This window comes from Fusibacter fontis (assembly GCF_055378735.1).
On sequence record NZ_AP042445.1, the window covers coordinates 1098922 to 1124452 of the forward strand.

At 36.5% G+C, this 25531-nt stretch carries 20 protein-coding genes; 3 read left to right on the plus strand and 17 right to left on the minus strand.

Annotated elements, in window-relative coordinates:
- Positions 1 to 43: 43 nt before the first annotated feature.
- Together ACZ41W_RS04895 and ACZ41W_RS04900 are read right to left on the minus strand one after the other, a co-directional pair.
- Positions 44 to 1111 (minus strand): sensor histidine kinase, encoded by a 1068-nt coding sequence (locus tag ACZ41W_RS04895; protein ID WP_464313768.1) that lies wholly within the window; start codon positions 1109 to 1111, stop codon positions 44 to 46.
- Positions 1095 to 1781, minus strand: coding sequence for a response regulator transcription factor (locus tag ACZ41W_RS04900; RefSeq protein WP_464314271.1), 687 nt, complete (start codon positions 1779 to 1781; stop codon positions 1095 to 1097). The genes ACZ41W_RS04895 and ACZ41W_RS04900 overlap by 17 nt, the downstream gene beginning before the upstream one ends.
- Before the next feature lie 288 nt (positions 1782 to 2069).
- Between ACZ41W_RS04900 and ACZ41W_RS04905 the strand changes: the two genes are divergently transcribed.
- Positions 2070 to 4448, plus strand: coding sequence for an ABC transporter ATP-binding protein/permease (locus ACZ41W_RS04905; protein ID WP_464313769.1), 2379 nt, complete (start codon positions 2070 to 2072; stop codon positions 4446 to 4448).
- 79 nt (positions 4449 to 4527) lie between these two features.
- On the opposite strand, the gene ACZ41W_RS04910 is transcribed toward ACZ41W_RS04905, so the two are convergent.
- The 5 genes from ACZ41W_RS04910 to ACZ41W_RS04930 all read right to left on the minus strand — a co-directional run bounded on the left by ACZ41W_RS04910 (position 4528) and on the right by ACZ41W_RS04930 (position 8909).
- Positions 4528 to 4755, minus strand: a complete 228-nt coding sequence (locus tag ACZ41W_RS04910) for a type II toxin-antitoxin system antitoxin (RefSeq protein ID WP_464313770.1) — start codon at positions 4753 to 4755, stop codon at positions 4528 to 4530.
- Between the two features lies 1 nt (position 4756).
- The gene (locus tag ACZ41W_RS04915; protein WP_464313771.1) at positions 4757 to 5773 is read right to left on the minus strand and encodes an SPFH domain-containing protein; all 1017 of its coding nucleotides are present in this window, start codon (positions 5771 to 5773) and stop codon (positions 4757 to 4759) included.
- 388 nt (positions 5774 to 6161) lie between these two features.
- The gene (gene chrA / locus ACZ41W_RS04920; protein ID WP_464313772.1) at positions 6162 to 7334 is read right to left on the minus strand and encodes a chromate efflux transporter; all 1173 of its coding nucleotides are present in this window, start codon (positions 7332 to 7334) and stop codon (positions 6162 to 6164) included.
- 3 nt (positions 7335 to 7337) lie between these two features.
- Positions 7338 to 7646 (minus strand): PadR family transcriptional regulator, encoded by a 309-nt coding sequence (locus ACZ41W_RS04925; RefSeq protein WP_464313773.1) that lies wholly within the window; start codon positions 7644 to 7646, stop codon positions 7338 to 7340.
- Between the two features lie 240 nt (positions 7647 to 7886).
- Complete coding sequence (locus tag ACZ41W_RS04930) at positions 7887 to 8909, minus strand: hypothetical protein (RefSeq protein ID WP_464313774.1); 1023 nt, start codon at positions 8907 to 8909, stop codon at positions 7887 to 7889.
- A 331-nt stretch (positions 8910 to 9240) separates the two neighbouring features.
- On the opposite strand from ACZ41W_RS04930, the gene ACZ41W_RS04935 reads away from it, so the two are divergent.
- Complete coding sequence (locus tag ACZ41W_RS04935) at positions 9241 to 9669, plus strand: hypothetical protein (protein WP_464313775.1); 429 nt, start codon at positions 9241 to 9243, stop codon at positions 9667 to 9669.
- Positions 9670 to 9673: 4 nt separating this feature from the next.
- Positions 9674 to 10138: a hypothetical protein gene (locus ACZ41W_RS04940; protein WP_464313776.1), complete on the plus strand. Its 465-nt coding sequence runs from the start codon at positions 9674 to 9676 to the stop codon at positions 10136 to 10138.
- Positions 10139 to 10209: 71 nt separating this feature from the next.
- Here ACZ41W_RS04940 and ACZ41W_RS04945 read toward each other — a convergent pair whose 3' ends face one another.
- The 10 genes from ACZ41W_RS04945 to ACZ41W_RS04990 all read right to left on the minus strand — a co-directional run bounded on the left by ACZ41W_RS04945 (position 10210) and on the right by ACZ41W_RS04990 (position 25516).
- Positions 10210 to 11073 carry a GGDEF domain-containing protein gene (locus ACZ41W_RS04945; protein WP_464313777.1) on the minus strand — a complete coding sequence of 288 codons (864 nt, stop codon included), beginning with the start codon at positions 11071 to 11073 and terminating at the stop codon, positions 10210 to 10212.
- A 245-nt stretch (positions 11074 to 11318) separates the two neighbouring features.
- Positions 11319 to 15089 (minus strand): leucine-rich repeat protein, encoded by a 3771-nt coding sequence (locus ACZ41W_RS04950; RefSeq protein ID WP_464313778.1) that lies wholly within the window; start codon positions 15087 to 15089, stop codon positions 11319 to 11321.
- An 89-nt stretch (positions 15090 to 15178) separates the two neighbouring features.
- Positions 15179 to 15409, minus strand: coding sequence for a DUF2442 domain-containing protein (locus ACZ41W_RS04955; protein ID WP_464313779.1), 231 nt, complete (start codon positions 15407 to 15409; stop codon positions 15179 to 15181).
- 75 nt (positions 15410 to 15484) lie between these two features.
- Positions 15485 to 18031, minus strand: a complete 2547-nt coding sequence (locus tag ACZ41W_RS04960; protein ID WP_464313780.1) for a helix-turn-helix transcriptional regulator — start codon at positions 18029 to 18031, stop codon at positions 15485 to 15487.
- Positions 18032 to 18265: 234 nt separating this feature from the next.
- Positions 18266 to 18613, minus strand: coding sequence for a zinc ribbon domain-containing protein YjdM (locus ACZ41W_RS04965; protein ID WP_464313781.1), 348 nt, complete (start codon positions 18611 to 18613; stop codon positions 18266 to 18268).
- 90 nt (positions 18614 to 18703) lie between these two features.
- Entirely contained in the window at positions 18704 to 21487 is a 2784-nt protein-coding gene (pulA, locus tag ACZ41W_RS04970; protein ID WP_464313782.1) for a type I pullulanase, read from the minus strand.
- A 237-nt stretch (positions 21488 to 21724) separates the two neighbouring features.
- Positions 21725 to 22417, minus strand: a complete 693-nt coding sequence (locus ACZ41W_RS04975) for a Dph6-related ATP pyrophosphatase (protein WP_464313783.1) — start codon at positions 22415 to 22417, stop codon at positions 21725 to 21727.
- A gap of 89 nt (positions 22418 to 22506) precedes the next feature.
- Positions 22507 to 23601: a DMT family transporter gene (locus ACZ41W_RS04980; RefSeq protein WP_464313784.1), complete on the minus strand. Its 1095-nt coding sequence runs from the start codon at positions 23599 to 23601 to the stop codon at positions 22507 to 22509.
- A 259-nt stretch (positions 23602 to 23860) separates the two neighbouring features.
- Positions 23861 to 24226, minus strand: coding sequence for a DUF1304 domain-containing protein (locus tag ACZ41W_RS04985; protein ID WP_464313785.1), 366 nt, complete (start codon positions 24224 to 24226; stop codon positions 23861 to 23863).
- Between the two features lie 39 nt (positions 24227 to 24265).
- Entirely contained in the window at positions 24266 to 25516 is a 1251-nt protein-coding gene (locus ACZ41W_RS04990) for an MFS transporter (RefSeq protein ID WP_464313786.1), read from the minus strand.
- Between the last annotated feature and the right edge of the window lie 15 nt (positions 25517 to 25531).

The window sequence follows — 25531 nt, forward strand, 5'->3', positions numbered from 1 at the left end:
TCAATCATTTAATATCAAAAAAGCGTATGTGAAAACATACGCTTTACTGCTTCATATGAACCAAAACAGAAGTGCCTTTTCCCACTTCGCTTATTACAGTAATGGTTCCATCCATCAAATGAATCAATCTCTTGACTATGGCAAGTCCAATACCGTTTCCCATCTTTTGATGACTTGTATCTGCTTGGTAAAATTTTTCAAAAATATGAGATAGTGTTTGCTGATCCATCCCGCATCCAGAGTCACTGATTTCAACGGTTAGTTCTTCTTGACTAGAGATCAATCGAATACCTAATCGCCCATTTTCATCAGAAAATTTTATCGCATTATCTATGAGATTCAGCCAAATTTGCTGAGTGTAATCTTCGTTTCCATAATACCAAACTGGCTCTAACTCCAATACTAAATCCAGATTTTTAGCTTCCCACTTATGCTCTAATAACAGGAGTACTTTGCGAATCTGCTCATCTAATCTAAACTTCGTTTTTTCTGAGACAATCTCGATAGTTTCGTATTTTGCTAAGTTTAGAATTTGCGTAGACAAGGTACTTAGACGCTCAGACTCAGAAATAATAATATCCAAATACTCTTGTCTTTCTGTATCGGATAAATTTCCAGACTTCAATAATTTCGCAAAACCACTGATGGATACAATAGGCGTTTTAAACTCATGAGAAAAATTATTGATAAAATCGCGTTTTAAAGTTTCTATTGACGCAAGTTCAAGCGTCATCTGGTTAAAACTCTGTGTCAACACTTCCAGCTCATAAATACCCTTTGCAGAAACTTTCACATCGAAATTCCCCTTTGCTACAGCTTCAGTCGCTTCGACGACTTTTCGAATGGGCTTTAAAGTCCGATTGCTCAAAAAACCCGTTAGTGCTTGCCCTAGAATTAAACAAAAGATAAAAATTCCGATTAAAAAACGAAATGGTGAGGATTCTGATTCAGTCACCGCTTTCCTATGGAGCCACGGCAAATCCAGCCACCCAAGCTCATGGAACAAATAAGCGGCTAAAGTTGAAATAATAAAGGTCGTCATCATCACAAAAAATACAAACAGAGATAATGTCAGGGCCAAATTCATGCGTTTTTTAATAAAGTGATTCATTTTGCTTCACCGCCTTATAACCTAACCCTCTCACTGTCACAATTTCAAAAGAAGGTTCGTCTTTAAAACGCTCTCTCAACCGATTGATGTGAACGTTAAGTGTATGGTCGTCTGTTTCGGATTCAAGTCCCCAAATTTCATCCATCAACTGCAATCTCGTAAAAATCCGATTCGGATAGGACAAAAGTTTATATAAAAGTAAAAATTCCTTTTGAGGCAATGCTGTGACTTGTTTTCCCTTTATAATCGATAGAGAATTATAATCGAGGGTCAAATCCCCAACCATTAGTTTTTGATCAAAAACAATTTTAGCCCGTCTGAGAAGTGCTTGTATTCTTAGAAGCATCTCTTCCTCATCAACCGGTTTCGTCATATAATCATCAGTCCCAACGAGAAAACCTTGACGTTTATCTTGAGGCGTTTGCTTTGCGGTTACCATTAGGATTGGCAAATTAGGCCACCCATCTCGTAATGTTTGTGTCAGTTCATAGCCATCCATTCTAGGCATCATCACATCTACTATGGCCAAGTCCACGTGATGTTTCTCCATTAAATCGAGTGCTTCAACACCATCGTTCGCTAATAACACATTAAAATAATTGCGTTTTAAAATAGCCTGCATCAGCCTTCTCGTATTCTGATCGTCATCAACGACGAGTATTGTCATCATGTACATCCCTCCGTATAATAAAACCTTTCTAGAATGATCGTCTATAAAACTTAGTTTTCTTTTATCATACATTATATGCCCCCAAAGTAAACTGAAAATCAACTTATAAAATGTACAACAATTTACAAATGTCACAGTTTATACAATGTTTAAAAATGTCACAGTTTATACATTATTTAAAAATGTCACAGTTTATACATTATTTAAAAATGTCACAGTTTATACATATTCAGTTGATGTTGAGTTGATATTTCATTTATATACTAAAAACATCAAGAGGAGGCACATATGCTTAAGTTAAAATTAGAAAATATAAGAAAAACCTATAAAAGTAGTGAAACAGTGGTTGCTTTAAAAGGCATTTCCTTAGGATTTAGAGAACAGGAATTTGTATCCATACTTGGACCGTCAGGTTGTGGAAAAACCACTCTATTAAACATCATTGGTGGACTCGATCGCTATGATAGTGGCGACTTACTCATCAACGGATTTTCAACAAAGCAGTTTAAAAATAGTGATTGGGATGCCTATCGGAATCATTCCATCGGCTTTGTATTTCAAAGCTACAATTTAATTGGACATCAAACCGTTCTTCAAAATGTCGAAATCGCTATGACACTTTCTGGAGTTTCTGTTTCAGAACGCAGAAAAAGAGCAAAACAAGCGCTGATCGATGTCGGTCTAGAAGATCAATTGAGTAAAAAACCGAACCAACTTTCTGGTGGTCAAATGCAGCGAGTTGCCATTGCGAGAGCACTCGTGAACAATCCAGATATTATCCTTGCAGACGAACCAACGGGAGCACTTGATAGTCAAACGAGTGTCCAAATCATGGAAATACTCAAAGAAGTTTCCAAGACCAAATTGGTCATCATGGTGACACATAATGGTGAGCTTGCTGATGAATACAGCAGTCGTATCATTCGTTTAAAAGATGGGGAAATCGTTTCAGATAGTCAGCCGATTGCTGAAGTTGAAACTCCTGTTCACGCACAAGACTCAAAGTCCAATAAACCTCAAAAAGCAAGCTTCAAAAAAACATCTATGTCTGCGACAACGGCATTATCATTATCATTAAAAAACTTGTTAACCAAAAGAGGACGCACCATCATCACTTCTTTTGCAGGTAGTATCGGAATTATCGGCGTCGCTTTGGTATTAGCACTTTCAAGTGGATTATCGACTTATATGGACAGCATGCAATCTGACACACTTTCTGGTTTTCCTATAACCATTACCGCAGGCGAACAAGTTGTTGATTTTGCCGAAAGAAGACCCAATAATGAAGAAAAACCGGCACTCGAATCGTATCCAAAGGACGATTTACTCATTTCTTATGACCGTGAGAAAAATAGTACCAGACATCAAAATACTTTCACAGATGCATATTTAGAGACGATTTCAAATCTAGAATCTGAACTTCCAGATGCGGTAAATACAATATCCTACACTCAAGCAACCGGTGTCAATCTGCTGGCAAAAGGAGCCGATACCGTTGTGAAATTTGAAACATCTTCATTAAACGCTGGCGTGTCTATGTTTGGAGCAGGTAACACCTATTGGCAAGAACTCCCGAATAATGACGAATTTATTTTATCATTATACGACTTGATTGGTTCAAACAGCCGTCTTCCACAGACTTCAAATGAAGTTGTACTCGTCGTTGATGAATACAATCGTATTGATCAAGCTTTCTTTGAAAAGCTAGGGATCACGTCTGCTACAGAAGAATATAAACTTTCTGATTTTATCGGAAAAACCCTACTAAAAGTGATTCCAAACAATGATTTCTATGAAAAAAATGGTGATTTATATACAGCTGCGCTTCCACAATCCTATGATGCGATTTATAACGATGCGAACTCAGGAACGCCACTTACAATCGTCGGCATTTTAAGGGCGAAACAAGATACATCTGATAATAGCTATCTTTCAACAGGAATCGCCTACAGCCCGCTACTTACTACTGAAATATTAGAAAATGCAAAAAATAGCGAAATTGCTAAAGCACAACTTGCATCCGATACCAATGTTCTCATTGGAACACCATTTAATGATGAATCCTCTAAAAAGAACATGCTCATGCTCCTTGGTGCTGATACAACGCCAGTTGGCATCAGTATTTATCCAGTTAACTACGAAGCAAAAGATCAAATCAAATCCTATTTGGACGCATATAATGATTCAAAAGACGAGAAAGATCAGTTGATTTATTCTGACTTAGCTGAGACGATTACATCTATGACTGGAACGCTGCTCGATACGATCACTTATGTATTAATTGGGTTTGCAGCCATTTCGCTTGTTGTTTCCACAATCATGATCAGTATCATCACCTATGTCTCTGTTATTGAGAGAACGAAAGAAATCGGTATTTTGCGAAGCGTTGGCGCACGAAAAAAGGACATTTCACGTGTGTTCAATGCAGAAACTATGATCATTGGATTTACAGCTGGTGTCTTCGGAGTCGGCATTTCATATTTGCTTTCATTGCCGATTAATGCCATCATTAGCGACCTTGTTAAAATAGATAACATCGCTGCACTAAGTCCAACACATGCAATTGCTCTTATCATTGGAAGCATGATTCTCACCTTAATCGCAGGTCTTATCCCAGCTAAAATGGCTTCTAATAAAGACCCTGTTGTCGCTTTACGAACTGAATAATTTTTGTCATCAAAATATAAAACTGTACTCAAGATTTACTCTTAAGTACAGTTTTTTTACATGTAAACAATTCAGTTTGTTATTCCTCTTGTTGATCGTGAGATGTCTCATTTGAAATCTCATCAGAAGTCGCATTCGAAGTCGCATTCAAAGTCGATTTGCTAGGCTTTCTTCTTTTGCGGACACATTCGGTTAATAGAAATTCAATCTGCCCATTGATTGACCGAAAATCATCCTCCGCCCAAGCGGCTAGTTCATCATATAGCTTCGAAGAAATTCTAAGAGGGATTTGCTTTTTTATGCTCATCTTAGTATAAACTTCCACTATTTACAATCGGTTGGGCATCCTTGTTTCCACAGAGGACAACGAGCAAGTTAGATACCATCGCTGCTTTACGTTCTTCATCTAATTGTACGATTTCTTTTTCATTGAGTTTTTCTAAAGCCATCTCTACCATACCAACAGCACCATCGACGATCATCTTTCTCGCATCTATAATTGCACTTGCTTGCTGTCTTTGTAACATGACAGAAGCAATTTCAGGTGCGTAAGCAAGATGTGTAATGCGTGTTTCAATAATTTCAAGACCAGCATCAGTGACTTTTTCTTGTATTTCACTTCGAATACGTTCAGCTACAACGGAACTTGATCCGCGTAAACTGCCTTCATCAGGGTGGCCATCACCTGTTGTGTCAATGCCTGGACTTATATCATATGGATATTTACGAACGATGTTTCTAAGTGCACCATCACACTGAAGTGAAAGGTATTCTTTAAAGTTGTCAACGCTGAAGACCGCTTTTGCAGTATCGTTTACTCTCCACATAACAGAAATACCAATTTCAATCGGATTTCCCAAAACATCGTTGATTTTTTGTTTGCGGTTGTTTAATGTCATTATTTTTAAAGAGATCTTTTTAGAAGGTGAACTCGCTTGAACCGTTGTGCTTTCAGTTTTGAGGCTAGTACCAGATATGCTGCTCACATCTTCACTTTGACCTAATCGCGTTTTATAAGCTGGATTCATCGACGATGAAAAAGGATTAACAAAATAGAAACCTGGTTCTTTTAAAGTACCTGTATACTTACCAAATAAAGTTACGACCAATGCCTCTTGTGGATTGATGATTCTTAATCCGAAAAATGGAATATAACCAATTGCTAACCAAGTAATTCCCACAACAAGGCAAAGTGTACCGAGTAGGCTCTGATTCCCTACGATAATACCTCCTAAGACGGTCAGTCCAATAGCGCCCATATAAAGAATAAGAAATAAAAACAACATGGGCATTCCGGGTTTTCCTTTTAAAATTTTTTCATTCATGACAATTTTCCTCCTTAAAGTTGTTAACAGTCTCATTTAGTTTAGAAAATTGCATAATTCTTATTTGTGAGAATTGAGTTCTAATTTATTAGAATCGAGTTCTAATTTATTAGAATCTCAAATTTTTGAAATGGCGTGATTGAGCCATTTTAATTTTATCAACACATGATTTTTCACACTGAAAAGGTAATTATGCAATTTCCACAGTTAACAGACTCGCTACGAATTTGAGTTGAGTTAATTTGATATTATTATGATATCACTTTGAATTCGCTTTACAAGTACTTTAAGACTTTTTTAATATAAAAATTTGAATCATAATAATTTTTGAGACTCTAGTTCGAATTAACTAGAACTTTAAACTCAAAAATGTCGTGATAAAGCTATTTTAAATCACGAATCCAATCACAATGATGATCAGCACGATTAATGGCGCTGGTACTTTCTTAGAAAGAAGGAGTACGACTGATAAAGCTAAAATCAATAGATTGTCCAAAGCAAATCCGCTTTTTTGCATTAAGAGGATAGCCGATGCAGAAATAAGTCCCCCTGCAACTGCTACGATGCCCTTCAGTGACACCTTAATTCCCCTGATTTTCTTTAAATTTTCCCAAACTGGATAGACAAAATAGATTAAAAGTAGACCCGGTAAAAAGATTCCAATCCCACCTGCGATTGCACCTGTGATCTGCATCAACGTGCCACTTCCACGCGCTGCCATGCCACCGGCATAAGCGCTAAAGCTAAACATTGGTCCAGGTAGACCTTGGACGAGTCCAAAACCAGTTAAAAACTCAGCATGAGTCATATACTGATAAATCTCAACGAGTTCTCCATACATAAGAGGAACGACCACTTGTCCACCACCTATGACTAAATAACCATATCGATAAAAACTTTCAAACAAATGGATGATTTTATGATCCCACACAAATGTCAATGCAAGCGCTCCAACCGCAATGGCAATAAATGCAATTAAATATTTCCAAGGAGGATTGAGTTTCACATGATTCCAAAGATTTTTTTCTTTAGACATCACGACGCTCACAGCGCCACCCGTGAGTAATACCAACGGATAGATCCATGGTTCATGTATAAAATACGTTGTGACGGCTCCAAAGATCAATAGAAAACACGTCATGTAGTCAGATACGACTTTTTTACTGATGCGATAAGCTGCAACAACGATAAAACCTACAGCCATTGGTCCAATATATCGGAGCCCATCTTGAGTTAAATTCAACTTTTCTAAAAACTGACTTAAAAACGATAGAATCGTCATAAGAATGAGTACAGGCAAAGCCCATACCAACATTGTCAGAAGTCCCAATAACGGGCCCCCAATTTTATGACCAATGGCAACAATCGTCTGAGTGCTACTTGGCCCAGGCAGAATACCTGTCAGTGCAATCAGTTCAACTAACTCTTCTTCTGTTAAATACTTTTTTTTCACCACTAATTGATCGGTAAATACACCATAATGAGCCTCAGGGCCACCATATGCGCCTAACGAACATATAAAAACATCTTTTAAAAAAGTTTTCCATTTAATCTTTTCCATAAGTTATCCTTTCGTTTCTTTAAAAAGTTCATACGCCTTTTCTCTCGCTTCTATGAGTACTGCTTCACCATGTTCAGTGGTTCGATAATACTTTCTGATTTTACCATCTACGTTCTCTTCTGAAGATACTAATAGCCCCTCTTTTTCCATACTATTTAATATGGGATAAAGAGTTCCTGCACTCATGTTGTACCCATGATGTTTCAGTTCTTCCATCATCCACAGCCCATAGATCGGCTCTTTTTTAGCATGATGTAAAATATGAATGTGAATAAATCCTAAAAATAGTTTTCTCAATACTTTATCTGGCATGTGTTCTTCTCCTCTTGTATCGTTTTCTATATTCACTAGAAATGCCTCTAAATAGTGCCATATACCAAATGGCTATTTGGTGATTTTATTGTATCTTAATTCGATATCGGTTGTCAATATCGGTTTTCGATATTACATGTCCAGATAGTATATCTATATGGCCTTTCAGACATAATAAAAAGCCTTGGCATCTATTGATCCCAAGGCTCTACGCCATTCTATAATCTGCATTCCACTTTTCTATTTTTTCATACCCATCTTAAAAAATCCGCTTGATTCATCGTGAGTTTCCAATGCAGGTGCTTCCGCCTTTTTTTTATTCGATTTAAATGTTTTTTTGATGCGATCCATTCCGCTCAAACCCACTTTTTTAACCATGTCTTCAATATATTGATATTTTGCCTTTCGGGCATCTTTTCTCGCCATTTTTCGAACTTCTTCATCGGATAATTGTTGCTGATTGACTAAATTTAACATTTTATATTTAAACCGTTTTCCATTATACAAAATAAACGCATAATTACTTGCTGCTTGAATAATTGGACTGGATGCTTTTACTAAAATATTAAGAACTGGAATAGAATCTCCAATATTTTTGCCCGTTTCATCGCTAATGAGTTCTTCAAATTCCTCTGCCAACTCCTCAAATATATCTTCAATGACATCGTCGAATTCTTCAAGAAGACCTGTGATTGACGCAACTGACATCACGGCAAAATAAAGATTCCAAAGTTCCTTAAATGAATATCTAATTTTGACTTTATGAGTGAGTTTATACATCATACAACTATTGCCATACAATATCATTAAACCATCTATAAACGAATTCGGTGAAATTAAGACACCTGCTGTCAACTTTAACGCAAATTCTTTAATAATTGCGTCCATTTCTGTTACCTCTTCAGAAATCGATGAGAGTACCCACTTTTTAACAGACTCTGAATTTGCACAATCAATCTGTTTAAAGCTTTCAGGCGTATTTTTCTTTAGCATCTTTTTATAATAATGATATATTTTTTTAGTGGCTTTTTCATCTCCATCTATCATTTTTTGTATACAAGCCATCGAAGGTCGAGACGTATAGTCTAGCCATGGAATCACCATGTAAAACCAAAATAATACAATCAGTAACCCATAAAATCCAAGTTCAATCCATTCGTTGCCAAAACTCATCCATTTGGCTAACTCTACCACTGAACTTGAAATGGTCATGATAAAATAAAAAATAATAAAACTGGCTAATATCTTCCATAGTCTAATCATGGGTATTCTCCTATACTGCGACATTTTCTCGGTTCTTAAATTAGAAAATTGCATAATTATAAATTATTAGAATCTCAATTTTTGAAATTGCGTAATTGAGCCATTTTAAATTTAATAATACATGATTTTGGCACTTAAAAGGTAATTATGCAATTTCCACAAATAAATGCATGCTGTGTCTATTTGCTCATTCGTCAAAATTTATAAGTGAAATTTATAAGTTACACCGTTTAGTAAAAAGTGAAACATGGTATAATCTAAATGTTCACACTCTCATCATATAACTAGATTTCTTGACTTTCAAGGTAAATATTATATCGCGAGGTGCCATATGAATTTAAGAGACTTGACATTTAAACGTCCAAAGTTACTCTCTAAACATGCTGTAAAAACAGTATGGATTGATCAGCCAAAGGAAATTCACTGTGGTGAAATATCCCACTCACACATTGGTGCTTATCACTATTCCTATTGCTTTCCACATGCAATTGAGACAAAAGAAGGCAATCGCATCGAATTAGATTTGGCGCGCAGTAAATGTTTGGAACCGAATGAAATCGTCAAAGGTGTTACTTTTCATGAAAAAACGAGATCGCCTATCTATGGAACGAAAGAAATCCAACTTAAAATACAGATTGATCCAAGTGCGTGCCCAGTGAAAATTCTCTACCGAGAGGGCTCTGGTGAAGGCGGTGAACATGGAGATTTCTTTGAATCCGAAGTTAAAACGTTTTGGGTACACTATAAAAAAAGAGGTTAATCAAATGATGCAATCCATCCAGTCAATTAAATGGTTTCTATTTAAACTCAAGAACAATTGCCACCTGATGTATCGTGGTGATGATATGTACATCATGATTAGCAAAAATAGCTATGATCATAGTTACTCGCTATATAATCATCAAAACGAGGAAATTATCCAGCTCCTTGATTATAAGGGAAACGCACTTTTTATCAGTGAAAATGACTTCCAATATGATGATCCCGTTATCAATGACTATAAAAGTACCCTAAAGCATCTCCATCCGCATTATGGGTTTTCAGTCAATGAGTTTAACCATAACCTTGCCAGCGTCACATGGACAGTTCAACCGGATGGGCGCTACTTTGCAGATGAACATGGATTTGGTGGTAGTGACGAAGACGAAATATGTATTTATGCTATTATTAATAAATCAGGAAAAATCGTATCCAAATTCAGTTCAAAAAAGCCCACTAACGAATCATAAAATAAAAGCAGGTAATCTATTTGAAGGATTACCTGCTAAAATTGTAATTCATTTCTCCTCACATCAACTCGCTATTCTATAATCTCTTCATCAAAAATCACGACTGTATTTTTACCGTGGTTTTTTGCATAATACAAAGCTTTGTCCGCTCTAATGACTAAATCTCTACAATTATCATCTCGTGATTCAATTTCACTTACTCCAGCACTAATTGTAATTTTATAACTCGAAAATTGGGATTGCTCAATTTTTTTACGAATGATTTCTGCCACTTTAAAAGCAGATAAAACTTCAGTATTAGGCATAATAATAACAATTTCTTCTCCACCATATCTCGCAGCAATATCCATTTTACGAATTGAATGATTTACAATATTACCAATTTGCTTTAATACATAGTCTCCCTCTGTATGTCCATACAAATCATTAATTTGTTTAAAGTTATCTAGGTCAATCATCAATAAGGATATGGGCAAATTTTGTCTTACTGCCAAATCATACTCTTTCTCTAAAATAACATCAAAAACATTTCGAATAAATAAATTGGTTAAATTGTCAATTAAAGTGGAGGATAAAATATAATCACTTTTATCTTTTTCAATAATCTTGGGTTCATACAATTTTTTTTCAAGATTTGTCAAATAATCTAAAGTAGCTACAATTATTCCAGGATCCCTTGCTAATTGACTTATTAGATTTTTTCTATGATACAATACATTAAACCAAATTCGTCTGGCTTCGTTCTCAGGAAAAATTTTATGGGTTAAATAAAGTAATACATCCGAATAAACGTTTTGATTAAATTCAGTCTCATATTGTATTCTTGTCTTTAAATTTAATGAAATATATTGAATATCTTTTAAAGTAATATCGTTATCATGCAAATCTACAATGTGATTAAAATTATCGCTAGAAGTCGTATGTTCTTCGTTCATAACAACACTTCCTTACAAGTATTACCCTAGTTATTGAGAAAATTTAATCTACTTATTCTATATACCCTGAATTCAATAAAATACTCTTTATCCTACAATTCATAAAACAACTTCTTTTGCACCATATGAAACAGTTCAGTAAAGCCCACTAACGAATCATAAAATAAAAGCAGGTAATCTATTTGAAGGATTACCTGCTTTTTCATTTATATTCGGTTCTGAATGAGTCGACTAAATCGTCTCATCTATTTTGAAAGAAGATTGAAAATAATTTGTGCCATTTCGCCACGAGTCGTTTTCGAATCAGGATTCAAATTACCTTGAGTTCCAGTGATGATGCCTGCATTGACAAAATAAGTCATCGCTTCTGCAGCCCAAGGTTGAATTTTTGCTGCATCATTGAAGCTTGATAATTTCGTGTCATTTACTTTTGCTGGTAATTGACCAATTGCTTTTAATGTACTATAAAGCATAGAAATCATCTCTTGTCTTGTCATTTCGCGGTTTGGAGCAAATTGATTGCTACCAATGCCCTGAGTGATGCCTAAAGCTTTGGCTTTTGCCAAATACCCAGTAAAATAAGTTTGACCTGCATCCACAAAGTTTGAATCGCTGTTTTCTAGTGGTTTGATTCCATATGCATTCATGATCATCACTAAGAATTGACCGCGTGTAATTTTTTGGTTTGGATTAAATACGCCACCTTCAAAACCACTAACGATATTTCTAGCTGCAACAAATGTAACAGCGTTTTTATACCATGCAGTAGCTGGAACATCTTTAAACGTTACAGGGTTGTATCCAACAGTATACATTGAAAAATGTGTCGTTGTAAAAGATACAGTTCCTGTTTTTTCATCGTATTGACAATTGCTAACGATTTCAAGCTCGCCTTTTGCATTGATATAGTAGATGACAATTGAATTTGCATCTTCGCCATCTGCAAGTTTGTAAGGAACAGTAACGGTTACACTACCACCAAACTCAGAAATCGTCTTATCGCCACTTGTTACACTGAAATTAAAGACCGGTTTATCCGCAATTTTTTTCGCAGTTTCTGCAGAAAGTGTCGTTGCATCTACTTTTGAACATGTGATTTTAATAGCTTCTTTTGCTTCACCTGAAATGGTTTCAAGTGATTTTGAATCAAATGCTAAGGTTGCAACTGGTGTTGATACAGTTAATCCATCGACTTCACCTTTTGTCATGGCGTCAACAGAAGCTTTTGGAATACTCGTCTCAACGGACTTCGTATTTGGGTCCCCACCGACTTGAATGTTCACAACTTTTTCATTTGCTTGTTTTTCGGCAAGTGCAATGGCTTCTGCTAATTGTTTTTCAGTCACTTCTGCACTTGATTTACCCGATGGATCCACTTTTACAACTGGTGTTACAGTAACTTCTTTATTTACCGGATCAACAACAGGCGCAGGAGTTGGAGTTGGTGCAGGTGCTGGTCCTGGCGCAGGTGTTGGTGCAGGCGTTGGTGTTGGATTTGGAACTGGTGTTGGCGTTGGATCTGGTGTTGGTGTCGGATCGGGTACTGGTACATTATTTTGTTTCCAGTTTGCATATAACACCATATCAGCTGTCATGGTAGCAGGATTAATCGTCGAATCCGCTGCATAATTGACACCCGTTCCATCTGCCTTTGTATTCCAACCATTAAACGTATATCCTGGTCTTTCTAAATTCCCAGTATTGGCTTGAATAACAATTGGAGCAGCAGTTGTTGAATTGACAACAAGTTCAGATTTAGGCGCAATACCACTTACTGCTTGATTGACATTGTATTTAACGAGGTAGTCATATTCACTTACGTTAAATTGGTTCCATGGTGCTTGATCATAACCTGTTGTGCCTTTTTTATGATAGATCACTAAGTTCGGATCAGTATCTGCAAAGAGCTTAAGCTCATCCGACTGATCGCCTGGAGGTATAACCTCAAGTGGTTCCGTTTTATTGGCGGAATCAGGACCTGGTCCATAATCAGGCTCACTTCTAAATAAAGTTGGTGCATTGCCTTCAAAAATAACGGTTGATAACTGAGGACATTGTCTAAAGTTATCATCACCTAAATTTGCTACATTTTTCGGGATAACGATAGATTGAAGTCCGTCATTAAAACTGATTGCTTCACCTTCCATAGTCGTCAACGATTCCGGAAGCGATATCGATGTCAAGGTCTCCATTTGACCAAAACTTCCATCACCAATCGTTAGAATCCCTTCTTCAACGGTTATACCAGTAATTGTATCGACATAATAAAATAGAAAATCTCTGACAGCCAATACATTTTTACCGCTAATCACAGACGGCATGATGACATTTCCACCATCACCATGGTAATCAGAAATCGTCCAGATGCCATTTTTATCAAGTGCACTAAACATATTGGTACTTGGTTCAAATTTCGCTGATAGTTCGATTGACGCTTCTGGCATGCTCATACTATACAAATCAAAACCACTTCTACGGCTAAGTACAACTGTTTTTTCATCTGTACGATATTGCATGGTTCCAGCGACAAAACGATAGCCTGGATCAGCCACTGCTTTCACAAAAATGGTTTCTTTATAAATGCCTTCGCTTACTTCTACATCATTAGAATAGACCATGAGTTTACCGTGCTCGATTGAATCATCCAGTATAATATCATATATTTTTTCCCAAATTGCATGAAGTTGCACATTTTTTGGAGGGAATGTATAAAGATCACCCGCTTTATAATGAGCGCCTGTGCCGTCTGAATTCGTATTCCACCCCATAAAACGATAGCCAGGATAAGAAAATTGTTCATTTATATCTTCAAGTACTAAACCTGTACCTGCATTCCCAGATTTCAGCCCATTCATAGCACCAGATCCAAATTCTGATGTAAAATCAACTTCATATGATACTGTAGGAATATAGGAAGTGGCATTTGAACTATCATATCCTTCTTTACCTTGAACATAGTACATTTTAAATTCAGGAGAAACACTTCTAAATGCATTTAAATAATTTAACGGTGCATCTCCTAAGAAAAATACACTCACCATGCTACGGCAATAATCAAATGCACTATTACCTATTTCTGTAACACTTTCAGGAATAACAATGCTCTTTAAATTGCCACACCCTACAAATGCATTAAAACCAATTTTAGTTAATCCTTCTGGGAGCTTAACGTCCTCAAGATAATAGCAATATCTAAGTGCTTCGGGTTTAATTTCTTTAACCGTAGAAGGAATTACCAAACTTTCATATCGATTATTTGCAAGAGCCGCTTCTTCTAAAACAGTGATGCCGCTTGGTATGGTAATTGATGTCAAGTTATTTGCATTAAATGCACCAATTCCAAGTCTTGTAAGCCCACTTGGCAAATCAACTTCATCTAAATTACACGACTGAAACGCATATTCATCAATTCTCGTAACAGTACTTGGAATCACAACTGCCCCAATATATTTTGCATTAAATGCACGTTGACCAATACCGATAACAGTTTGTCCATTAATCGTCTCTGGAATGACAACAGGTACAACCTCTTCTTCTTGTCCAAACTCATCAACTTGATCTACTTCTGGCTTATCGTAGCCTACGATAAATCCGTTATCAAACTTAAAATTGTTCTCAGTGATAAAGTCATTAACGGTTATTGAAAGTGTATTGGAATCAGAACCTGAATAGTGACTAAATCCATTTGCCAATACTTTTAACTGAATCGTACCAGGTTTAGGCGCTTTTTCTAGATAAATGTTATACTCTTTCGTACTTATTTTCTTAGCTATAGTAATATCATTCGTTGTGAGTCCTGTCGTACCAAAATCAAATTGCACTTGTAGTTGATTTACGAACTCATTGTTATCTGCTACAACTTTGATGATTTGATACTGATTTACAGCATTTAATACTGTATCTGTGGAGATTATTGGAGATCCTTGCACTGCATAAGTGGGAAGTGCTCCTCCCGAAAGTCCTAATACCATTGTAAACATTAAAAACCACGCTAAAAATTTCTGTTTTTTCTTCATACATTCCTTCCCTTCCTAGTGTCTTATTGAGTCAACTTTATTCATGACATCAATTGTTTATAAATTTGTTCTGATACCGTTTTCGTTTTTTATTTCTGAGCAAGCTGAAACATCTCACTTACAGAAATCTCAACTTGATTGCCCCACTGTATAAAATGCCCATCTGTTGTCACTTCATTGAAAAACTTTGGATCTGAAAGTTGACCAAATCGAACTGTTTTGAGACGGCTTTTCATATTGAGTATCAGTAAGTTGCCATTATCTAAAAGCACTTTCACAAGATAATCCTCCAGCGGCTCTACTTTGGTAATTGAACTCATCCTTAACCTCCAATAGTTTATGAGTTGACACAATAAAAAATACCACTTTATTCAGTATAAAGTGGTATTCATTCCTTACATATCACCCAATGGGTGATTTTGATATAACGCTTGCTTTAATAGGGCTCTTGAATTGATTTCCAGTTTTTCAAACACCGCTTTCAACTGTGTCTTGATGGTATTTTGAGAGATATAGAGTTTCTCACTGATTTCTTTATTGGTATAGCCCTCAGCAGCTAATTCTGCAATTTCGCGTTCCCTTTTTGATAATTTTACTTTTGTATTCTGACTCAGATAACTTATAAGTTGTTTTTTAGATAGAGAATAACTCGTATGAAGTTTCATTATTTTTGCGATCTGATCTCGATACACGCCAGAATGCTCAAAATCCTTAAGCAGAATTTCAATATAATCACAGTTCTCAACAAACGGCATAAACAGTTGATCTGGTAAAGCGACATCCAGTGCTTTTTTCAATGATTCTTTTGCCTCTTTTACGCGATTAATTTTGTAATATGCCGCAGCTAAATAAATATTCGTATGAATTTGAACCAATAAATTTGGAAAAACAGAAGCAAACTCCATGTATTCTTCCGATTTACCTATGAGTTCTAAATACGCCCCTTTAACGAGTAATGCTCTACCATGTGCAATATGAATAAGTCCATGTGCTGGAAACATCAACCGACTTGTATGAATATGACCGTCCGCTACCCTTTCAGGTATTTTATCAAGATGTCCAAGTAGACCATAAATGTAAGCTTCCCCTAATTCGATGGTATGAAGATAAAAATAATCCAAACTATATTTGGCATCTTTTCGCATACTGCTGAGTTTTTCAAGTACATGGTCGGATTTGCCCTTCATCAACTCCAAACGAATTTGTAAAAATTCCGAACCTAAAATGATGTCTATTTCTGCCTTTGATTGTGCTCTATTAAGGGCTTTGTGCATACTAATTGTTGCGTTTTCATAATCCCCCATATAGAAGTATCTTTCCGCTTCAAATAAGAACTCACCCCCACTTCCGTGAAAATCCGTCAATTGATAATAATAGGGCATGCACTCTAAAACATCCTGAACATGTTCTTCTAACTTGCCAGATTCACGATAGAACATGTATAAAACTGAAAAAGATCCAAATGTCCATTTATGGCTTGTATCATAGATTTGAGTGGTTTTATTCATAAGCGCACACGCGTTTTTATGGTGTGCAGCCATTTTTTGAATATTGTTGTACTCGGTAAAACTCATGATGAGTTCAAATTCACCCATGTATGATTGGCGTTCTTCGTCTGATAATGACGCATCCGTTTCAATCAGTTCAGCAATTTCTCCACATGTTTTTCCAAATAGTTCTATTTTATTAAAAGTAAACAAGTGCATCGCATAAATGAGCATCGCAAGTGGATACTGAAATTTTACATCACTCGGGCAAGATTCCATATACTCAATCAAGACCTCTTGATTATCCCCATTAAAGCTACTACTTTTATCTAATATCAATGTTTGTAATAGCAAATCGTAGTGACCACAAAGCGCAAAGTAATGCATTGCAGTGGCATACTCGTTTAACGATTGGTGCCATAACCCTGCTTTTTGATAGATTTCGTTTTTATAAGGTGAATTTTCCAATTTATTCGTCAAAAAATGCGACAAGATGTGATGATTAGAATATAATTTTGCAACCGAATCATAACAGATAAACGCATTTTTTTTAGTGATTTCATCTATAAAATGAACTACTTTAGAATCGTGCGCTGTTGAATGGTTCCACATGAACATCGCTTGTTCCAGAGTAAATCGATTAAATATTCCAATGCTCAATAAGAATAACTTAAGTTCCTCTGTACAAGGTTCATAAATAGCACTTTCAACGAGTTTATAGATGCTGTTGATCTTACCGATTGCCGCTTTCTCCGAGTGATTGAGAAGCAGTAAGTAAAGCGCACTAATCCACCCCTCAGTATAGGAAAACAATTGATCCGTTTCTCGGTCTGATAACTTGATCCCACAAAGCTTATAATACTGTCCAATTTCATTTGGTTGAAGCTCCAATACATCTTTTGTCAAATGATGAATATACCCCTTGAGCTTTAACTCCTCCAGATTGTTCAAACTGATATATCGAGTAGTCATCACGATATGCAAATTTTCAATCTCACACTTAATCAGAGATTCAATAAAAAAGTTCACTTCTGGTGAATCAATCAAATGATAATCGTCAATCATCAAAACACTTTTCTTTGGAAAGGCGATCTCTTCAATCTTGCTAATGGCGTCATAAACCATGATGCTCTCATCAGGAAATCCCAATTGGTTGAGTTGAGCGCCAACTTCACTATGATACTTTGAAATAAGAGCACATAACGCACTCCAAAATGCAGACCTCGACGAATCAAAAAGTCGTAGAGTAAATACGCGTGCATCTTCATTTTTTAGGTACTCTCTCACAGCTGTACTCTTTCCATACCCCATAGGTGCTTCAACAATTGTCAGTGGGTAATGCATCATTTCCTTTAAAGATTTTGTTACTCTATTAGAAAAGTAAAGAATCTTCGAAGGATCCATTTCTTGTTGAGAATGACTATCCATTTGTTCTTCTATTGGCCTCTTTTGCATGAAACACCATCATCTTCCGTAATTATTTTACTTAGATACACTATATATTTTGTTAGTTCTATTTTACCTCATCTAAAGCTAATATCATACACATCTTTTGGCTTATTTTTTCACATTTGAATATTGAATTCAAACGCCTACATCAACTAAGCATAAAAAAATCTCCTATTCTCCCTAAGACAGTTTTCATGCCAAAGGATGAATAGGAGATGCATTTGTTTTTATACTTTCAAACTATCCGAGTTTCTTTACAAACTCTGATTTTAATTTCATGGCTCCAAAGCCATCTATTTTGCAGTCGATATTATGATCTCCATCTTCCACAAGTCGAATACTTTTAACTTTAGTCCCTATTTTTAAAGGTGTACTACTTCCTTTTACTTTTAGATCTTTGATAATCGTCACCGAATCTCCATCTTTGAGGATATTACCATTTGAATCCTTAACAATGAATACGTCTTCACTTGAAGTATCTTGGCCTTCAATTGGCCATTCGTGTCCACATTCAGGACAGATGATCATCATTTCTGATTCATAAGTGTATTCCGATTGACATTTGGGACAATTTGGACATTTAAACATGTATTTCTCCTATCTGATTATTAACCTACGTTTTAAGCTCAACGTCAATCAGATTAACATACATACATCAAAAAAGCAAATTTCATGTTGTTATTTTTTTGATTTTTTACGAGCAATTACGACTAGAATGATGATGCCTAATAAACAACCAAAACCAACTATGACGATTACACGTGTGGTGTTTCCTGAAACCTGCGAAACTTCTGAAACTTCTAATATTAAGGCAGATGAAGCTGGCATCTCATATACGCCACCCTCAATATACTCAACCCCTTCCGGAGAAGCAGACTTATGATTGACAAGCACTTTATAATGACCTTCTGGTAATGTTACATTTTTATTTTCAAGATTTCCATTAAAAAATACATATACATCTTGAGAAGAATTAGATGGTGAAGTAGATGGTGAGGTAGAAGATGCCATTGCCTTGTTTGCATCAATTTTGTAGCCAATCATTTGTTCATGAAGTACAACTTCTGAGTTCGCATCGGTACTAAAGAAATGTAATCGATTTTGGATTTCTTCTTGAGTGTCTAAGCTAAAAGCTGGATATGCTTTTCTTACGGCAATAAGCCCTTTATAATAATTAAATACCTCTGAGTGTTGTTCTTTCAACGACCAATCCAAGGCATTGATCTCGTCTGATGACTTATAACTATTTTCATCCCCGTCTTTAGTTCTTAAGAAATCAACTCCTGCATGTAAAAATGGCATGCCTTGAGATGTCAACACAATGGCATTACTCAGTTTATCCATCTCAATTCTCTGAAGTTCCGTTGCATCTGGATTCGTTACAGCAAATTTATCCCACAAAGTTAAATTGTCATGAGCTGACACGTAATTTACTGACTGTGAAGGATTTACTGCCCATGGTTTTTTAGAATAATTTACCTCTTTGTAGTTAATTTGATCGTGCATCACTGACCCGACAATTCCAAATTTAACGCTCTCCTCAAGTCCGGATATGCCACCTGCAAATCCGCCTTCCTCTGCATGAAACACATGACCTTTAATGCCATCCCTCATATCATCACAGAATGCACCAATCATAGGAGCTTGATTCATATTTGCTTTGATCAAACGCTGATTTTCAGGAAGAGGCGAACTGCCACCTGTCCAACCTTCACCGTAAAGGATGATATCCGGATTGATTGCCCTCAGAGTGGATTCAATTTCATTCATTGTCTCAATATCCAAAACGCCCATTAAATCAAATCTAAACCCATCAATGTGATATTCACTCACCCAATGTACGAGTGAATCTATTATCATTTTCTTCACCATTGCTCGCTCACTTGCGATTTCGTTTCCCGTACCGGATGCGTTGGAATATTTTCCATCTACCATTCGATAGTAGTATCCTGGTTCAATTATTGAAAAATTAGAATCATCACTTAATGCTGTGTGATTATAAACAACATCCATAATAACGCCAATTCCATCATTATGAAGTCCTTGAATCATCTGCTTCATCTCGCGAACTCTAACTTCACCATGGTAAGGATCCGTTGAATAAGACCCTTCAGGGACGCTATAATTTTTAGGATCATATCCCCAATTAAACTGATTTTGATCGAGACTTGTTTCATCTACACTGTTATAATCAAACATAGGCAAAATCTGTACATGTGTAATTCCAAGTTCTTTAAGATGATCTAATCCTGTTTTCACTCCTTTTGGCGAAACTGTTCCCTCTTCAATAACCCCTAGGTACTTACCCTTGCTTTCAATGCCTGATGACACATCTTGAGAAAGGTCTCTAATGTGCATCTCATATGCAATGACATCATTTTGACTCATGACCTCAGGACCTTTATCTTTTTCCCAGCCCTCAGGTGACGTTTTAGAAAAATCAACTACCATAGAACGATTTCCATTGACGCCAGCAGCAGTTGCATATGGGTCATACGTCTCAGAAGCAAGTTGATTTCTCATAACAGTATAGGTGTAATAAACGCCATCTTGATCTCCGGAAACAGTCGTCTCCCATACGCCGTCGGATTGTTTTTCCATATCAATCTGATTAAAAGCATCGCCGCCATCTCCTGCTTTATACAAGTTGACACGCATTGCCTCAGCTGTCGGCGCCCATACGCGAAAAACCGTTTGATCTTTTGAATAAATCGCACCTAGTGTTTGATTCGTCGTATAGGTATTTTCAAACATCTCTGTATCAAATAGTCCCGTCAAATCAACGTTTATGGGTTTATAATCCAAATAATTCGTCGTGTATTTTTCGTTGACTAATGCTTTACCATCCAATAAAATGACAAAATTTGTTGATAAAGAGCCGCTTCCAGAACTCACTGCAGTCGGTCTTAGAATACTTCCACTTTGAGTGGAAAGCGAGAATGATTCTCTGATTAAACTTGCATCAATCGGTTTTGATGTAACCACTTTCACCGTGGATTCATCAATAAAATTTGCCTTTAAAAACTTTGGGGACAAATCGATCTCGGATTCGTTGTAATAAACTGTTTCAGCCCCCTGAACCACATAAATTTCTAAAACGCCCTCTGCATTGACCGCCGATATTTTAACAAATCGATCTGCATCAGTGTCTTTTGCCTCCCACTCACCTTTTCTGACAATAAAACCAATTTCTTCCGCACCTCTAATCCCCTCAATCACAAAATCCGCTTTTTTACCAAAAGCATCTTCCGTGTTAAACTCATAGCTTTTGCCGTCTTTTCCAACAACCCAAATCCAAAGATTCCACCCGTCATATTGTTCATCAAAACGATGGTAATGTACAGTCATATTGAGTTGATCGTCACTCGATAATTGCATCGCCAGAGCATTTGATACAACATCTGTCGGCAATATAAACAATACCATTGCAATTAGCAGAACTACGCTTATTATTCGTTTCATATATCCCCCTATTTAACACATATATCAGTTATGCAACCGTTTGCACTATTCGTATTTATTATTATATCAAATTCATTCATTATGAACAAGAATCTTTCTTAATAAGAATGACGCATTGTGGTTCTACAAACAAATGATTAAAAATGTATAAAAAAAATACGATAAAATTATCGTATTTTCTAACTTGTTATTTTCATTTTTTCGGTGACTTTCACATATTGTCTACTCATTGACAACCTAAAATTTACACATCTCAACAGGCAAAATCGCATATGGCGACTGTTCCACCTTATTTCCAAAGCAAAAATAAACTGGCTTTTTAAACAGTGGACCAGCCGATACAAACGTATGATACTCACCGTTTTCTCCACATGCATCTGCACCCTCGTGTTCAATAGATGCAATCGTTTCTTTTGATAATGCAAGTCCTAAGTGTTTTGCACTTAACTGAGTGGTATTCAAGACTGTAATATTCGCGGTATACCCACTTTCAATAAATTCTTCAACTAACGCCCTTCGGTTCTCTTGCCATAGTGGAAAAATAGCTTCCATGCCAACCGATTGGCACCTTGATTCACACCACTCTCTGTGTGCTGATAGATCTATATCACCAAATACACAAAACTCAATTCCTTGATCTTTAAATACTTTAAGTGCCTTTTCAAAGTTCACATCGTACTCTGCACCTTTTGTTTCAATTAAATAAATCGGAATCTCTAAAGCATTTGAAACTGAGTTCAAGAGATCTTTTGGAATCCCATGAAACCATGACCGTTCTCTCTCAATATGATAAGTTGTCAAAAGGCTTACAGGCGTCATACCTAGTTTAATGGCCCGATGTATTGCCAACACACTGTCTTTTCCGCCACTATATGATGCGATGAATTTTTTTCCATGATACATGTCATTTTCTAAGTGTTTCGTCAACATAAGCATCCTTTCTGTCACATAAGAAGTACTATTAGTATACCATTTTAGGTGCGTTTATTAACAAAACAAATAGAAAAAAACTTATTTTTTTATTCATGTAAATGTCGATGATGCAAATCAGGCATATGACCATGTTGATGTTCCATAGATTCATGTTCATGTAAATGTGTATGCTCTTCCATTTCAATAGAGGTCAAATCAACATGATGATGCAAATGATGCCCATCATCGTGTCGATGTTTGTGCTCGTGAACCACTCGCTCATGGAAGTGATGATGATGGTGATTTTCTGTAACTGCCAAATAGGATCCTACCGCCATAATTCCAAGTGCAATTACAAAATTAATAGAAAGTGATTCCTTTAAAACGAACCACGATATTAAAACGCCTATAAAAGGGGCTGCGGCATAATAAGCACTTGTTCGAGCCGCTCCGAGTGTTCTCTGTGCGCGTATATAAAAGAAAATACTGAGTCCATAAGCCACAAAGCCTAACATCAAAGTCAATAAGATAAAAAAGAGATTCCACTCCACTTGACCTAACGAAATCGCGATCATCAATGCGCCGACACCAGAACCAAGTCCTTTTATGATGACAATTTGAAGTGGATTTTTTAAAGACAACATACGTGTGCAGTTATTTTCAAATCCCCAAGCCAAACAAGCAAACAAAATAAAAATGGATCCAACTGAAAATTTCAAGCTTTCCAATCCAGAAAATGACAAAACAATACTCGCTAAAGTAATGAACATAATAGACCACCACATACGCTTACCGATTGCTTCTTTAAAAATAAATAAGGCAATTAAAGACGTTGCTACAATCTCAAAATTGTTAAGAAGAGATGCATTTGAAGCAGTCGTATTTTTAAGTCCAATCATCAACAAAATTGGTGCGACGATATCCAGAAGAATCATCGCAAGAACATATGGCCATTCTCTTGCAGTAATTTTGGCTTCTGTGGTGGATGGATGGATCAGTTGATTTACGAGGTATACAAATAGCATCCCAAATCCTGCTCCCAAATAAAGTAGTGCTGCCATAAACGTAGGAGAAAGCTCTGTCAACAACCATTTTGATGCCGGGGCACTCATCCCGTATAAGATCGCTGCGAATAGCGCCATTGCGATTGAGTTCATCTGACCACTTTTATGTAATGTTTTTAGATGCTTTATTCGTTCCATGAAATTAACTCCTGTCAAAATTATTATCCCCCTAGGGGGGTTATATCTAATTTTACCATATATTCTCCAAAGTCACTATGAACTTATCGAAATAAAAAACGCAATAAAAATTGCCATAAAAAAATCCCCACTTCTTTTTTTAGTGATATGCTCCCTTCTAGGTAGACAGTTAAAATAATAAAACTGTTTATCGAGGAGGGAGCATATCACTTTTTAAGAAAGGGGGATTTCTATAGATTTTTTACCGATTGGGGCTAGACTATATCCCAAATACAAAGAGTGATATCATCGCCAGCATCGCAATTCCACCTTGTTTTAAGATGATCTTTGGATCACTTGTCACACTGCCATATGCTGCAACTAAGAGGATGTAACCGAGTAACAATTGAACATTTAGCTGAGAGTGTAAAACATATAATTGAATAAGCAATAATACGCCAATCAATGCGTTGTACACACCTTGATTTTTAAATAGGGTGGAAACTGAATCTCTTTTCAACTCTTCAGTTGTCATTCCAAATGTTTTCGCTGTTTTAGGTGAAGTGGTGGCAATGGTCTCAAGATAAAAAATAAAGAAAAATTCTAGTGCGACCAATGTGACGAGTATGATACTGAATAAATGCATGTGGTGCCTCCTTTGATTTGATTGATTTGATTAAATCATTTAATTTGATTCGTATACGCTTTCTAATTTAGCGGCTGGTTGTCCAGCTTCTAAGAGCTTCTTATGACGACTTACGTAAACTGCGAGCACTACCGTTAGCACACCTGTTACATATAAAAGTATTTCGATTGAAATATAGTCTGCTAAAGGTCCAAATAATAGCATCGCAATCGGCATGGTAGAGCTTGAGATCATTCCCATTATACCGAAAACCCTACCGAGATAATTGTCTTCCACTTTTTCTTGAAGTAAGACCATAGAGGGTGTATTAAAGAATGGAAGCGCAATACCAAAGATCCCCATTGTTGCCAGATAAATGGTAAACAAATCGACGTATCCGAGTAAAATCGTGCATATCCCCATTACGATCATAGATAAAATCATGGTCTTCACGCGATTTTGAAAACCTCCCCATGATGCCAACAACGCACTACCGAGAATCATACCAGCAGAAAAGGCAATCTCAATTGTAGTTAGTCGCCAAACATCACTGCCAAAACTTCTCGTTACCTGCAAGGGTGTCAAAAATGCCGCTGGGGCAATCAATACAAAAAACACCGCACAGACTGTAAAAAATGACATGACGTAATAATGATTCTTAATATATAGGATGCCATCTTTTAACTCAGTCATGACATCGGTTGCTCTCCTCGACATCTCATGTGCTCCTTTGTCGACTTTTAAAAAGAACTGTAAAATCAAAATAGCGATCGCAGCTGTTACAACATCGATAAAAAATATGTTTTCAATGGAAGTCATGGATAATAACACACCACTGACTGCTGGAGAAATGATCATAATCGTCGATTGAAGTGCGCCATTGAGCCCATTAACACGCATCAATTTGTCCTCTGGAATAATTTGAGGAATAAACGCATTCACTGCAGGCGCTTGAATCGCTCCGCCAAAAGATCGTATTGCCGATACTAAAAACAACATCCAATAGGATTTATATCCAAGCATAAAGAAGCCCGCTAAGACTAACGTGCTTATTGCAATGCCCGCATCCGAGAAAATGATCATTTTTTTTCGGTCATAACGATCTGCCCATACCCCACCAAACGGCGACATAAAAAACGCTGGGATAAAACCACACAAGATGGAAATGGTCATCATAATGCCTGATTTCGTTTCTAAAGTGATGTACCACATGATGGCGTATTGAACTAGTGAAGACCCAAATAAAGATAAGGTTTGACTCATTAAAAAAGTACGAATATTCTTTTTCCAATGGCTCATCGAAGCACTCATATCTAACTCCAATCC

Coding starts and splice junctions, on each gene's coding strand:
- ACZ41W_RS04945 (WP_464313777.1), bottom strand. CDS start 11,073: ATGAACGAAGAACATACGACTTCTAGCGATAATTTTAATCACATTGTA.
- ACZ41W_RS04895 (WP_464313768.1), bottom strand. CDS start 1,111: ATGAATCACTTTATTAAAAAACGCATGAATTTGGCCCTGACATTATCT.
- ACZ41W_RS04960 (WP_464313780.1), bottom strand. CDS start 18,031: ATGCAAAAGAGGCCAATAGAAGAACAAATGGATAGTCATTCTCAACAA.
- ACZ41W_RS04965 (WP_464313781.1), bottom strand. CDS start 18,613: ATGTTTAAATGTCCAAATTGTCCCAAATGTCAATCGGAATACACTTAT.
- chrA (WP_464313772.1), bottom strand. CDS start 7,334: ATGGAAAAGATTAAATGGAAAACTTTTTTAAAAGATGTTTTTATATGT.
- ACZ41W_RS04905 (WP_464313769.1), top strand. CDS start 2,070: ATGCTTAAGTTAAAATTAGAAAATATAAGAAAAACCTATAAAAGTAGT.
- ACZ41W_RS04910 (WP_464313770.1), bottom strand. CDS start 4,755: ATGAGCATAAAAAAGCAAATCCCTCTTAGAATTTCTTCGAAGCTATAT.
- ACZ41W_RS04980 (WP_464313784.1), bottom strand. CDS start 23,601: ATGGAACGAATAAAGCATCTAAAAACATTACATAAAAGTGGTCAGATG.
- ACZ41W_RS04955 (WP_464313779.1), bottom strand. CDS start 15,409: ATGAGTTCAATTACCAAAGTAGAGCCGCTGGAGGATTATCTTGTGAAA.
- ACZ41W_RS04935 (WP_464313775.1), top strand. CDS start 9,241: ATGAATTTAAGAGACTTGACATTTAAACGTCCAAAGTTACTCTCTAAA.
- ACZ41W_RS04975 (WP_464313783.1), bottom strand. CDS start 22,417: ATGTTGACGAAACACTTAGAAAATGACATGTATCATGGAAAAAAATTC.
- ACZ41W_RS04990 (WP_464313786.1), bottom strand. CDS start 25,516: ATGAGTGCTTCGATGAGCCATTGGAAAAAGAATATTCGTACTTTTTTA.
- ACZ41W_RS04940 (WP_464313776.1), top strand. CDS start 9,674: ATGATGCAATCCATCCAGTCAATTAAATGGTTTCTATTTAAACTCAAG.
- ACZ41W_RS04925 (WP_464313773.1), bottom strand. CDS start 7,646: ATGCCAGATAAAGTATTGAGAAAACTATTTTTAGGATTTATTCACATT.
- pulA (WP_464313782.1), bottom strand. CDS start 21,487: ATGAAACGAATAATAAGCGTAGTTCTGCTAATTGCAATGGTATTGTTT.
- ACZ41W_RS04950 (WP_464313778.1), bottom strand. CDS start 15,089: ATGAAGAAAAAACAGAAATTTTTAGCGTGGTTTTTAATGTTTACAATG.
- ACZ41W_RS04985 (WP_464313785.1), bottom strand. CDS start 24,226: ATGCATTTATTCAGTATCATACTCGTCACATTGGTCGCACTAGAATTT.
- ACZ41W_RS04915 (WP_464313771.1), bottom strand. CDS start 5,773: ATGAATGAAAAAATTTTAAAAGGAAAACCCGGAATGCCCATGTTGTTT.
- ACZ41W_RS04930 (WP_464313774.1), bottom strand. CDS start 8,909: ATGATTAGACTATGGAAGATATTAGCCAGTTTTATTATTTTTTATTTT.
- ACZ41W_RS04900 (WP_464314271.1), bottom strand. CDS start 1,781: ATGATGACAATACTCGTCGTTGATGACGATCAGAATACGAGAAGGCTG.